Annotated in this window: 12 protein-coding genes; 9 read left to right on the top strand and 3 right to left on the bottom strand. The window is 58.1% G+C overall.

The genetic code is table 11. From position 1 onward, the window contains the following. Positions 1 to 3 precede the first annotated feature (3 nt). The 3 genes from HUW35_RS03950 to HUW35_RS03940 form a co-directional block, all read right to left on the bottom strand. Positions 4 to 1,356 (bottom strand): murein L,D-transpeptidase, encoded by a 1,353-nt coding sequence (locus HUW35_RS03950; RefSeq protein WP_181254338.1) that lies wholly within the window; start codon positions 1,354 to 1,356, stop codon positions 4 to 6. A gap of 298 nt (positions 1,357 to 1,654) precedes the next feature. Further along, positions 1,655 to 3,619 carry a murein L,D-transpeptidase gene (locus tag HUW35_RS03945; protein ID WP_181254337.1) on the bottom strand — a complete coding sequence of 655 codons (1,965 nt, stop codon included), beginning with the start codon at positions 3,617 to 3,619 and terminating at the stop codon, positions 1,655 to 1,657. Positions 3,620 to 4,026: 407 nt separating this feature from the next. Then, on the bottom strand, positions 4,027 to 4,848 hold the full coding sequence (locus HUW35_RS03940) for an NRDE family protein (RefSeq protein ID WP_181254336.1): 822 nt from the start codon (positions 4,846 to 4,848) through the stop codon (positions 4,027 to 4,029). A gap of 67 nt (positions 4,849 to 4,915) precedes the next feature. Here HUW35_RS03940 and lgt point away from each other — a divergent pair, with 67 nt between their 5' ends. From lgt to HUW35_RS03895, 9 genes are all read left to right on the top strand, one after another. Further along, positions 4,916 to 5,785 carry a prolipoprotein diacylglyceryl transferase gene (gene lgt / locus HUW35_RS03935; RefSeq protein ID WP_255463469.1) on the top strand — a complete coding sequence of 290 codons (870 nt, stop codon included), beginning with the start codon at positions 4,916 to 4,918 and terminating at the stop codon, positions 5,783 to 5,785. Between the two features lie 55 nt (positions 5,786 to 5,840). Further along, positions 5,841 to 6,674, top strand: coding sequence for a thymidylate synthase (locus HUW35_RS03930; RefSeq protein ID WP_181254335.1), 834 nt, complete (start codon positions 5,841 to 5,843; stop codon positions 6,672 to 6,674). Beyond that, positions 6,674 to 7,192: a type 3 dihydrofolate reductase gene (gene folA / locus HUW35_RS03925; protein WP_181254334.1), complete on the top strand. Its 519-nt coding sequence runs from the start codon at positions 6,674 to 6,676 to the stop codon at positions 7,190 to 7,192. Before HUW35_RS03930 ends, folA begins: the two co-directional genes overlap by 1 nt. Positions 7,193 to 7,465: 273 nt before the next feature. Next, positions 7,466 to 8,248, top strand: coding sequence for a DUF3450 domain-containing protein (locus HUW35_RS03920; RefSeq protein WP_078085520.1), 783 nt, complete (start codon positions 7,466 to 7,468; stop codon positions 8,246 to 8,248). Further along, complete coding sequence (locus HUW35_RS03915) at positions 8,245 to 9,612, top strand: MotA/TolQ/ExbB proton channel family protein (RefSeq protein ID WP_181254333.1); 1,368 nt, start codon at positions 8,245 to 8,247, stop codon at positions 9,610 to 9,612. The genes HUW35_RS03920 and HUW35_RS03915 overlap by 4 nt, the downstream gene beginning before the upstream one ends. 14 nt (positions 9,613 to 9,626) lie before the next feature. Further along, positions 9,627 to 10,154: a MotA/TolQ/ExbB proton channel family protein gene (locus HUW35_RS03910; protein WP_181254332.1), complete on the top strand. Its 528-nt coding sequence runs from the start codon at positions 9,627 to 9,629 to the stop codon at positions 10,152 to 10,154. A 156-nt stretch (positions 10,155 to 10,310) separates the two neighbouring features. After that, positions 10,311 to 10,712: a biopolymer transporter ExbD gene (locus HUW35_RS03905; RefSeq protein WP_181254331.1), complete on the top strand. Its 402-nt coding sequence runs from the start codon at positions 10,311 to 10,313 to the stop codon at positions 10,710 to 10,712. A 5-nt stretch (positions 10,713 to 10,717) separates the two neighbouring features. Then, entirely contained in the window at positions 10,718 to 11,338 is a 621-nt protein-coding gene (locus HUW35_RS03900) for an energy transducer TonB (protein WP_078085524.1), read from the top strand. A 13-nt stretch (positions 11,339 to 11,351) separates the two neighbouring features. Continuing rightward, on the top strand, positions 11,352 to 12,686 hold the full coding sequence (locus HUW35_RS03895; protein WP_181254330.1) for a tetratricopeptide repeat protein: 1,335 nt from the start codon (positions 11,352 to 11,354) through the stop codon (positions 12,684 to 12,686). Positions 12,687 to 12,763 lie beyond the last annotated feature (77 nt).

Below are 12,763 nucleotides of genomic sequence, written 5' to 3'. Positions count from 1 at the left end.
CTGCTACTGCTCGCTGTTGTCGGCGGCACTGTCTCCGGTTTCCCGGGTGCTGTCGCGACCGTAAATATCCGGGCGGAAGTTGAGTAATCCCTCTTCATCAACCCAGGCCGTCCAGTAGACGATGTGCACCGGGATCGGCTGATCCAGTGCCACCGCCCGGGTACGGGTGCCGGTGGTGTAGCGCGATAGTCTTTCGGCGTTCCATTTGCCGGGACGCTTGCCCTGGTCGGCAAGTACGATCTGCGCAAATTCCTGTGGTTTTTCCAGGCGGATACAGCCGTGGCTGTAAGCGCGTTTACTGCGGCTGAAGAGTTCTTTCTTCTGGGTGTCGTGCAGGAAGATGGCCTGCTGGTTGGGAATCACGAATTTGAAGCGCCCGAGGGCATTGCCCTCACCACCGCGCTGTTGCAGTGCCACACTGCCAAGGCGCAGGGCGCGCAGGTTGCGGCCGCTGAAAGGGACGGATTTGCCGCGATTGTTGACCAGGCGATAGCCGCCCGCAGTGAGGTTGGCGCTGCCCTTGGGCAGTAGCTCGCGTACCGCAATATTGATCGGTACCGTCCAGGTGGGATTGAACACCACCCTGGTCAGGCGGGTGCTGAGCTGTGGCGTGGGGTGTTTGGATTTTCCCACCACCACACGCATCCGGTACTGCTCCTGATCTCCTTCGATCAAACGCAGGGTGTAATCGGGAATGTTGACCACAATATGGCGGGGGCCGAGGTCCTTGGGCATCTTTTGCCAGCGATCGAGGTTCGCCTGCAGAGTGGCGAGTCGCTTGTCCGGCGGGGTGTTCAAGTGCGTGCGCGTGGCGCTGTCAACGATACCGTCGGCGCGCAGACCGTGGCGACGCTGGAAGCGCTCGACGGCAATGCGTACTTCGCTGTCGAAGTGCTCAGCAGTAGAGTCTTTGCTGTCGTTGTCCTGTAACTCGGCACTGGCCATATCATTGGCTGTGGGCAGATCGCCGTACTGCATCAGCAGACTGCGCAATACCCTGACGCGCGGGTCGCGCACGCCGGGGGCGAGTGTCTGTCCCTCGGGGAGTGGCTGCCAGTGCCCGCCCTCGCTGAGAGCGCGGTAGCGCGTCAGCTCTTCCCGCATCAGTGCGTACTGACGCCCGTAGGGGGTAAACGGACTGTAGGAGCCGGATACGGTGGTGAATACCGAGTCGCCGGACGACGGGGTGAAGTCGGTGGATGATCGCTTGGATGTGATCTGCTGTGGAGTGGGGGGCGCTGTATCTGGCGTCTGTGTTTCCCCCTGCGAAGCCGCTTCCAGCGGGGCGCTCTCCAGTGACAGCGACAGAACTACCGCGGCGCCCAGATTCAATTGAATACCCAGTCTGTTACCCATCAGTGACCCCTGATCTACGCTATGCCGGCCGAACGGCCCCGTTACACGGTCGGGCGGCCCACGGTTGGCAGAAGAGTCGGAAATCGTCGAATCCGAGGCTCAGGTGCGCTGTGGGTGAACCCTGTGCCTCTAATTGGTAACTTGTGACCGGATTGGCGCCAAATAAGATTGGGGTATGCGGAGGGGGGATTTCGCGAGGATTCGGAATAACTGCCGGGTGGATCTTCCACCCGGCAGTGCAGTGGGCAGTGAGAGAAGTGGGTTAAAGCGACTCGCTAGTGGCTGCGATTGCTTGTGTTCAGTTGAACTGGTTCACCGCGAGGCCATCTTTGCCGTAGATGTCGGGGCGGAAGTGCATGCGGCCCTCACCGTCGACCCAGGCGGTCCAGTAGGTGAGGTACACCTTCACATTTTTGCTCATGCGCACCTCGGTGGTTTCGTCGCCGGTGGTCAGCTGCTCGATACGGTAGCGGCTCCAGTCGCCAGGCTCGTCCCGCAGCAGTACCTCGGCCAGCTGCCGGGGTTTGGCCAGGCGCACGCAGCCGTGGCTGTAGTCGCGATCGGTAAGGCCGAACAGGCTCTTGGCGCGGGTGTCGTGCAGGTAGATATCATCCGAGTTGGGAATCTCGAATTTTATCCGGCCGAGAATGTTCTGCTCCCCGCCCTTCTGGCGCATCAGGAAACCACCAGCCGCGGCGCGCTTCAGGTTCTGGGAGCTCAGCGGCAGATACTCACCACTGCCGTTGACCACCCGGTAACCCATATTTTCCATGCCGTGAGGATTGGCGCGGGCCTTGGGCAGAATCTCATTCACCAGAATACTGCGCGGTACCGTCCAGGTGGGGTTAAACACCACGCGAGCGACGCGAGTATTGATCTCCGGTGTCTGGTGAATCTTCTTGCCCACCACCACATTCATCGACAGCTTGATGCGGTCGTGTTCCACATAGTTGAGCCTGTAACCAGGGACGTTAACCTGGATAAAGCGGTCGCCGAGGTTGGCGGGCAGCTTTTCCCGACGGCGGATATTGGCCTCGATGATGTGCGCACGTGCGGTAGGGGAGATATTCAGGCGCTCGCGGGTCTGCTTGCCCACAATCCCGTCTGGCTTGAGTCCGTGGCGGATCTGGAAGCGCACCACCGCCTGGTGCAGGCTCTGGTCGAACTTCTTGCTGTTCATATCGCCGTAGCCGTAGTAATCCCCGTACACGGCGAGCATGTTGCGCAGGTAGACCACGTTGTTGTGCTTGGCGCCGATGGTCATTGCCGGGCCTGCGGGCAGCGGGCGCCAGCGGCCGGAGGCGGCCATGTTGCGGTAGCGTGCAAGCTGCTCGCGCAGGGCCTGTGCGTCACTGCCGAAGGGGGTGTTCTCCTCAATGAACAGTCCTTCACCATGACTGGGCGTCAGGCCGGAGCCCTCATCCTGCAGGTTGCGGAAGCGCGGCATAGCCCGGGGATAGGTCTGCGGGTAGCTGCGGGTAGAGTAGCGCGCAGAATGGCTGGTGCCATAGCGGGAGCCGGAGCTGTAGGCATTGCCGCGCTGCTGGGCGGTGCCGCGGCGCTGGGTGTAGTAGCGCGAGCGGTCCACGGTCTGTGTATTCTGGCTGCCGCGATTGTAGCCGCGGAAGTACTGGCGACCGTTGTCGTTGGCAGCATACTGGCGCGCATCAGCGGGGTAGCTGCGGGTACTGGCCATCATGAACCCGCCCTCGGTGAGGTTGACCGGGGTGATGTCCTTGCGACGCAGTCGCGGCTGGTGCTTGGGTGCGCTGGGATTGAGCTTGTCGAGCTGCGTATCCTGGGCATAGGAAATAAACGCATCGGTGAGCAGTACGTCGAGCACCGCGGCCATTTGCAGGCGCTGTGGTGTGTCGCGCAGGGTGCGATCGAAATAACCCAGGTGATAGCGGTAGTCCACCATGCTGCTCGGGTTGCCGGAACTCGAAGCGGTGAGCTGCTTGAGCAGATCGTTGGCGGTATCGCTCAGGCTGTAGTTATCAAACCACAGCAGTCTGTAGTCCGTGCGCCGGTAGATGCGGCGCACTGCCACCGGATTGAAAATCGGATCCTGCGCGGGCCAGGCGTCGGGGTTATCCTCCAGCCAGTTCACCAGATGCGGCCGCACGGCGTTCTCCGGTAATACCGGCACCGTTTTCTGATTGGCAGTGAATGCGTAATAGAGGGCAAACACACACAGGCTACCGAGAAAAATCAACGGCAGCGGTGACTTGCGTTTGCGACGCTCTGGAATGAAATATGACATGGTACCTCAGCGATACTGCAGGGCGCCGGTTTACAGTGCGGAAGCCGGGAGCCCGATCGTTCATACCTTCCCAACCATCGGCGCGCCTGATTCCCGCTAGACGACGGGACAAACCCGCCGGCGGCGCACCTTAGTCGAGCATCCCGCGCGACCTTCCTTTTATAGAGACGGAGCCGGAGACCGCTTGCGCGTATCTCAACATCCGCCTGCCTGTGAAATTAAGTATGGCAACAAATGCGAAATTTGCTGGGCGCGAACTTCTTTTCACCTTACGAGATACGGGGAAGTGAAAATGAATCTGGCGGCATAACCGGTCGCGACGCGGGATATGTGGGAAACCGGCGCCAAACAGGCGGGAAATGCAGCGTTACTTGTATCGCGCCGCACCGGTGTGGGAGGGCGGGCGCTCAGTTCGCTGGATAGGAAAAGTGGCGCAGATCGCCGCTGACCCGTCCGTCAATATAAGTCTGCTCCCACAATTGCACGCCGCCGGAGCTGTCCACGGCCACCAGGGTGCTGGCGCGGGTGCCATAGCCCTGATGCAACGGGCTGTCATCCCGGATGCCGTCTTCGTTGTCGATACGTACAAAAATAGGGGAAAGCGCCCGCTCCATCGCCAGTCCCACCCCGGTATCCGGGAGTTGCACATCGGCAGCGCGGGTGTCGTTGGCGAGCAACGTCAGCGCCGGAGCGACAAAGGTTTCCATATCCACTTTCGATGGCATCGCTGCAACCAGGGCCGAAAGCGCCTGGCAACCATGGGTGACCTTGGGCCAGGGCGCATCCGGTGCTCCGTTGGAAATGCCGTGCACGCCGGGGACCATGGCAAAGGGCAAGTGCCGATTACCCGCACACACCAGGGGGGTGCTTGCGCGGTGATCAAACAGCAGGGCGTTGAACCCGCGATAGCGGGACGCGGGCAGTCCGGCAGCGTAGTCTGCGGGGGGCTGGTCACCAGTGAGAAAATTCACCGGGATCTCTCCCCGGGAGAGTACCCGTGCGGGTTCCGGCGCACCGGGCTCCCTGATGTTGGTCACTGCCGCTACGCGGCCAGTGGGGGTGACCCCGAGCCAGGTACCCCCGGCCTCCAGGTCGCGACCCGCCGTAATCGGGCTATCCCCCCACGGCCTGGCCGGAGCTGTAGGGCGTTGGTAAAACTCGTCGCGGTTTGCCAGCAGTAATAGCGGATAGCGGGGATGCTGGCGGTAGGCGATCAAAAGCAGGCACATAGCGTCTCGCAATAGTCATTTCCTCAATGCCATAATAACGCCCACTTTCAATAACTGCGGTTTGAGCATGCTGACTTACCCCGAGATTGATCCCGTTGCTGTCGCCATCGGGCCCCTCAAAATCCACTGGTATGGCCTGATGTACCTGGCGGGATTTGCCGCCGCCTGGTGGCTGGCGATGCGTCGCGCAGAGAAGCCGTGGTCCCCGGTGATCAAGTCGGAAGTCGAAGACCTGATCCTGTTTTGCGCCCTCGGCGTGGTGATCGGTGGCCGACTCGGATACATGTTTTTTTACAACTTCAGTGAACTGGTGGCCCATCCCCTCAGCCTGTTCAAGGTGTGGGAAGGGGGCATGAGCTTCCACGGTGGTCTGATCGGGGTCATGATTGCGGCGACCATTTATGCGCGCAAGATAGGCACCACCTTCCCTGCACTGATCGATTTCGTTGCCCCACTGGTTCCCATCGGCCTTGGTCTTGGCCGTCTCGGCAACTTTATCGGCCAGGAGCTGTGGGGGCGTGAGACCGATGTGCCCTGGGGCATGGTGTTCCCCCGCGACCCGGAACACCTGGTGCGCCACCCGTCCCAGCTCTACCAGGCTTTCCTGGAGGGGCTGGTGCTGTTTGTGGTGCTGTGGATTTTCTCCAGCAAGCCGCGTCCGCGCCTCGCGGTCGGTGGTCTGTTCATCCTTCTATATGGGTGCTTCCGTTTCATCGTGGAATTCGTGCGTCAGCCGGATATCGGCATTGACGTGATGTTCGGCTGGATGACCCGCGGCCAGCTGCTCAGCCTGCCGATGATCGCCTGTGGCATCATCCTGCTGATCTGGAGCTACCGCACCCAGCCAATGCCAGAGGGCCGTGGCCAGGGGGAAGAAAAGCGAGCGTCCAGGGGCGCTGCCGGCACCGCCAAGAGCCCGGCCAAGCAGGCCAAATAAGGCAAAGTCGGCATCGGCCGCCTCACCCTAATCAATTACCAGCCAAGAGATATAAATGAAGCAGTATCTGGATCTTATGCGTCACGTGCGCGACAACGGCACCGATAAGAGCGACCGTACCGGTACCGGCACCCGCAGTGTGTTCGGTTACCAGATGCGATTCGACCTGGCCGAGGGCTTCCCGCTGATCACCACCAAGAAGTGCCACCTGCGCTCGATTATTCACGAGCTGCTGTGGTTCCTGAAGGGGGATACCAATATCGGGTACCTGAAGGAAAACGGTGTGCGTATCTGGGATGAGTGGGCCTCGGAAGAGGGCGACCTGGGGCCGGTCTATGGCTACCAGTGGCGCTCGTGGCCCACCGCAGACGGGCGCCACATCGACCAGATCAGTGAGCTGGTTCAGCAGCTCAAGACCCGTCCCGATTCCCGCCGCCTGATCGTCAGTGCGTGGAATCCTTCGGACCTGCCCGACGAGGGCGTTTCACCGAGTGACAATGCCCGCGCCGGAAAGATGGCGCTGGCGCCCTGTCACGCGCTGTTCCAGTTCTATGTCGCCGACGGCAAGCTGAGCTGTCAGCTGTACCAGCGCAGTGCGGATATTTTCCTTGGGGTACCTTTCAATATCGCCTCTTACAGCCTGCTTACCCTGATGCTGGCGCAGGTATGCGGCCTCGAGCCGGGGGACTTCGTGCACACTTTTGGCGATGCCCACCTCTACTCCAATCATATGCAGCAGGTAGAAGAGCAGCTCTCCCGCGAGCCGCTGCCGCTGCCGAAGATGGTGCTCAATCCCGAAGTTGATGACCTGTTTGCATTCCGTTTCGAAGACTTTGATCTTCAGGGGTACGAGGCGCACCCGCATATTCCCGCACCGGTGGCGGTGTAATGGCTGCGGCTTCGCCTAGTCTGGCGATGATTGTGGCGATGGCGCGCAACCGCGCCATCGGTCGTGAGAATGCGCTGCCCTGGCGCATCTCCGGGGACCTGCAGTTTTTCAAGCGCACCACCCTCGGCAAGCCGGTGGTGATGGGGCGCAAAACCTTCGAATCCATCGGGCGACCGCTGCCCGGGCGGCAGAATATCGTCATTACCCGCAACCCTGACTGGTGCGTCGATGGGGTCACCGTCGTCTCGTCACTGGAGCAGGCGCTGACCGTCGCCGTGAACACCGCTGCCCGGGACGGGGTCGATGAGGTAATGGTGATCGGCGGTGCAGAGATCTATCGACAGGCAATACCTCTGGCACAGCGTTTGTATGTGACCGAGGTGGATACTGAAGTCGAGGGAGATGCCTTCTTCCCTGCGCTGGACGAAACCTGGCAGGAAGTCAGTCGGGACTGTTACCCGGCGTCTGAGAAGGACGAATACAACTACTGCTTAGTCCAGTACGACAGGTTTAAATAAAAAACAGTTTGACTAAAAAATGCCCTATCGGGTAGTTTTGGTTAAATGTTGTGCAATGTAAACCGCCGCATATGTGTGCATGGAACTCGAGGGTGTTACCCGAGTGTTACCCAGCTACACAGCTCAAGTGGCTCAGTCAATCGGCATTTGAATAATCAAAACGGCTGTTTACAATGTGCGGCTCTTAGCTGTCTTCAAACCAAAAAATACCGCGTTGTGGCAGCTAATCCATCGCGACCATGTTGTGAAATATTGAACCCACTGGGGGGTCTAATGAAAACCAAGCGATTCATGGCTGTGGCGCTGACCACTGCGCTGTCTGCCGGCGCACTGTACGGTAGCGTAGCCACTGCGGACACACTCGATAACGTCCTCAAGGTTGGCCAGCAGAAAACTGCTGCGGCAACTGCATCTCAAAAGCGCATCGACAAGATCGCTCAGGAAACCTCTGAACTGCTGACCGAGTTCAAGGTAGTGAACAAGCAAATCGACGGCCTGCGCGTATATAACCGCCAGCTCGAAAAGCAGCTGGCCAACCAGCTGGCCGTGATCAAGGACCTCGACGAGTCCATCGATCAGGTAACCGTGATCGAGCGTCAGATCCAGCCTCTGATCCTGCGTATGCTGGACGGTCTGGAGCAGTTCATCGAACTGGACGCCCCCTTCAAGTTGGCCGAGCGTAAGTCCAACCTCGAAGGTGTTAAGAACAATATGGACCGTTCCGATATCACTGTAGCGGAGAAATTCCGTCAGGTGCTGGAACTGTACAACTTCGAAGCGGAATACGCGCGCAAGATCGACAGCTACGGCGACACCCTGAACGTGAACGGTCAGGACCGCGAAGTCAACGTACTGCAGATCGGCCGTATCGCTCTGGTAGCTCAGACCACCGACTCCAAAATCTCTCTGGCGTACGACAAAGAGCAGAAAGCTTGGGTTGAAGTTGATTCCGGCGAATACCGCCGTGCAATCATGCAGGGTCTGAAAATCGCCAAGAAACAGGCCACTACCGACATCATGACTATGCCGATTCCGGCTCCGGAGGCTGCGCAATGAAAACCATCGCCAAAAGCGTACTCGCAGTAGCTGCCGCTGGCCTGATCAGCGTTTCCGCTGTAGCCCAGGACAAAGCTACTTCCCTGGACCAACTGCTGAAGATGGTTCAGAGCTCTAAAATTTCCGAGTCTGCCGAGCACAAAAAACGCGAAGCTGACTTCCGTCGTCAGAAGGCTAACCAGGCTTCCCTGCTGAGCCAGGCTGAGAACACTCGCGCTTCTGAAGAAGCCCGCTCTGCGGCGCTGGAGAAGAAGTACGAAGAACAGGAACTGCTGGTTCAGCAGAAGCGTCAGCAGCTGGACGAGCGCCTCGGCTCTCTGAAAGAACTGTTCGGCCACCTGACTTCCACCGCTGGCGACCTGCGCGCCAACCTGGATACCTCCCTGGTCTCGGCCCAGTACCCGGGCCGCGCCGAGTTCCTCGATCAGCTGATCGAAAAAATGAACTCCGCTACCAAGCTGCCGACCATCCAGGAAATCGAGCGTCTGTGGTACGAACTGCAGCGTGAAACCGTGGAATCCGGCAAAGTTGTTAAGTTCAACGGCACCGTGATCCTGCCCGACGGCGAACAGGCCGAGCAGGAAGTGGTTCGTGTAGGTAACTTCAACCTGGTTTCCAACGGTAAATACCTGGAAATGAACGACAACCAGAAAATGGCCGAGCTGATCCGTCAGCCCGACGGTAAGTACCTGAGCATGGCGTCTGACCTGCAGGCAGCTACCAGCGGCTTCACCGCATTCGGCATCGACCCGACTGGTCCTACCGGCGGCTCCTACCTGAAAGCCATGATCGCGAGCCCGAGCATCGTTGAGCGTTGGCACCAGGGTGGCATCGTGGGCTACATCATCACCGGTGTTGGTGTGGTTGCGGTACTGCTGGCTGTCTGGCGTCTGATCGTGCTGTCTGGTGTTAACGCCAAAGTTAACTCTCAGCTGCGTTCCTCTACCCCGAACACCAACAACCCGCTGGGTCGTGTTCTGTCCGTAGCGGAAGAGAACAAAGGTGTCGACGGCGAGACTCTGGAACTGAAGATGGAAGAAGCGGTGCTGAAAGAGCGTCCGGCCATCGAATCCGGTCTGAACCTGCTGAAGATCATTGCCATGGTTGCTCCGCTGCTGGGTCTGCTGGGTACCGTTACCGGTATGATCATCACCTTCCAGGCGATCACCATCTTCGGCGCGGGCGATCCTAAAGCCATGGCTGGTGGTATCTCCTCTGCACTGGTAACCACCGTTCTGGGTCTGTGTGTGGCCATCCCGACTGTGCTGCTGCACACCATCGTGAACGGCCGTGCCAAGCGCATCCTGCACATCCTGGACGAACAGAGTGCTGGTATCGTTGCAGAAAACGCTGAGCGTAAATAAGAGGAGGCGGCAACATGCACGCATTGAATGACGCATGGGCCGCCGTCAACGCCTTTATGGCGTCGGGCGGGCCAGTACTACTCCTGATCGCCGGCCTGACCTTCTTCATGTGGACGCTGATTTTCGAGCGGTTCTTCTACTTCAAGGGTGCCCTGAAGAGTGATGTTCAGGGCGCTGTGGACACCTGGGAAGCGCGCCCTGAGCGCAAATCCTGGGGTGCTCACCAGATCCGCTACGCACTGGTTTCCCGGGTATCCGAGAAAATTCAGAGCAACATGGACATGATTCAGACCTGTGTAGCCCTCGCGCCGTTGTTCGGCCTGCTGGGTACCGTTTGGGGCATGATCAACGTGTTCGAAGTTCTCGCGATTACCGGCGGTGGTGATGCAAAGCAAATGGCCAGTGGTGTATCCATGGCCACCATCCCGACTATGGCGGGTATGGTGACCGCACTGTCTGGGGTGTTTGCCAACACTTACATCACCCGTACCGCAGAGCGCGAAACTCAGCTGCTGGAAGACCATCTGACGATGGATCACTGATAGCACCACAGTTAAGGTGACCGGTAAGTGCCGCAGGGTCTTGCCGCGATCCGAGAAGGTTTAGCCAAATCGGGGAGCTTTCACTATCAATATGCTTGAGGTGAAAGCTCCACAGGGCCAAATCTCGCTAATAGCATTTCGCTAAAGAGAGTTGCAATGAGCAGAAAACAGAATACGGCTGAAGAAGAAGGGCAAGCGATTGACCTCACGCCCATGCTGGACGTGGTGTTCATCATGCTGATCTTCTTCATCGTCACCGCGACCTTTATCAAGGAGCCGGGGATTGACGTACTGAAGCCGGAAGCGACAACCGCTGATCTCAAAGCCGCCTCTATTCTGGTAGCGATTAACGACAACAATGAAATCTGGATTGCCAAAGAGCAGGTAGATGATCGCCTGGTGAAGAACACCCTGGAACGTCTCTACGCAGAAAACCCGAAAGGGTGGTTGGTAATTCAGCCCGATAAAAAGGCGAGTATCGAGAAGGTTGCCCTGATCGCGGACGCGGCCAGGAAGATCGGAATCGAGAAAGTGTCGGTCGCTACAGAGAAGAGTTAACAGCTATGAACCCGGTAAGACTAGCAGGGGCAGGTGCGCTGGCGGTAGCCACGACTTTCGCCCTGATCTTCACCATGCATCAGCTGATTGAAGCCAACATGAAGGCTCCCGATGAGGAAGAGCCTATCAAGGTGGCAGACGTCGTAATGCCTGAGACGAAGATCGAAACCAAATACGATACCAGCAAACCGGATAAACCCGACGAGCCTGAAACTCCGCCACCCGATATGCCGGAGCCGGAGTTTGACCAGCCGGATATAGACAATGCCCTGAACATGTCTGCTCCTGCTGCAAGCGCCGCAGTGAAGGTAGGTGGTATTGGTGGTTTTGCCACCGAAGGGGACTACCTGCCTATCGTAAAGGTTCAGCCTCAGTACCCCCGTCGCGCACTGCAGCGTGGTATCGAGGGCTGGGTAGTTGTGGAATATACGGTGACCAAGAACGGTTCTGTACGGGATCCGCGAGTGGTTGAAGCCTTCACCAAAGATGGCAACCCGACCACCATCTTCAACCGCGCAGCGGTGAAGTCGGCCCTGAAGTACAAGTACAAGCCGCGGGTTGTTGACGGCGAGCCAATTGAAGTGCCTGGTGTAAAAACCAAGATCAGCTTCAATATGGCGCAATAAATAGGGGACGCATATGAATATGACGACCGTGACGAAAGGTTTATCCAGATTCGTCCTGCGCACGTCCGTGGCGCTGCCCCTGGTACTTGCCCCGGCGGTAAGTGTCACTGTGCTGGAAGCCGCGGGTGTGTCCGCGTCTTTTGCCCAGTCTGAAGCGGCCGAGCAGAAGACTCGCAAAACGCCATCCATGCGCGAGAGTGCCTTCAAATATCTGGGTAGAGCGCAGGAAGCTGCGGATGCCCAGAACTGGCAGGAAGCGCTTGCTGCACTGCGAGAAATGGAAGCTGGGAAGAGCAAGCTGAACGGTTACGAAACCGCACAGATGTACTACTTCTACGGCTTCGTTTACTACAGTATGGAGCGCTATCCGCAGGCGATCGACAACTACAAGAAGGTGCTGCAGCAGGGTCAGGAAAACCTGCCAGTGGCACTGGAAGTCGGCACGCTGCTGACCATTGCCCAGCTGTACTTCGTAACCGAGGACTACAAACAGGCACTGACGTACCTGAACAAGTGGTTTGCTGTTGCGGATAACATCAATGCTGACTCCTACGCGCTGCGCGCACAGGCTTACCATCAGGTAGGTAACAGTGCCAAGGCGATGTCTGATATCAGTACAGCCATCGGCATGTACGAGAAGGAAGGCAAGGTACCCAAGGAGAACTGGCTCCAGCTGCAGCGCTTCTTCTACTACGACAAGAACGACTACAAGAATGTAGCCAAGGTTCTTGAGAAGCTGGTGAAGCACTACCCGAAGGGTGAGTACTACAAGCAGCTGGCAGGCATGTACGGCGAGCTGAAGCGTGAAGACGATATGCTTCACATGATGGAAGCCGCGTATGTCGCCGGTGCCCTGCAGAAAGAGAAAGAGCTGTTGAACATGGCTTATCTCTTCATGGGTGCGGAAATGCCGTATAAGGGCGCCAAAGTCATCGACAAGGGCATCAAAGAGAAGAAGATCAAGCGTACCTCCAAGAATCTGGAAACCCTGGCTCAGGCTTACCAGATGGCGCAGGAACTGCAGAAGTCTATTCCCGAGCTGGAAGATGCAGCGCAGATGTCTGACAAGGGTGATCTCTATTCCCGTCTGGCCGGTATCTACCTGGACCAGGACAAGAATGAGAAAGCTCTGGAGATGGGTGCCAAGGCGCTGAAGAAGGGCGATATCAAGCGTCCGGATCAGCTCTACATCGTGCTCGGCATGGCTAATGCCAACCTGAAGAAGTACGACGCTTCGCTGAAGTACCTGAAGAAAGCTGCTGACGACAAACGTTCCGAGAAGTTTGCCAAACAGTGGATTACTTTCGTACAAGCTGAGCAGGAGCGGGAAAAGCAGCTGGCCATGTAAGCCATCTGATTATTCCGACCCCGAAAAAGCCGCACTTCCAGTGCGGCTTTTTTTTGCGTGAAATTTGTCTGGTTTGG

The organism is Microbulbifer sp. YPW1 (genome assembly GCF_013367775.1).
Lineage (GTDB): Bacteria > Pseudomonadota > Gammaproteobacteria > Pseudomonadales > Cellvibrionaceae > Microbulbifer.
The sequence above is the reverse complement of the archived record's forward strand: the minus strand, read 5'-3'. Positions and strand labels throughout refer to the sequence as shown.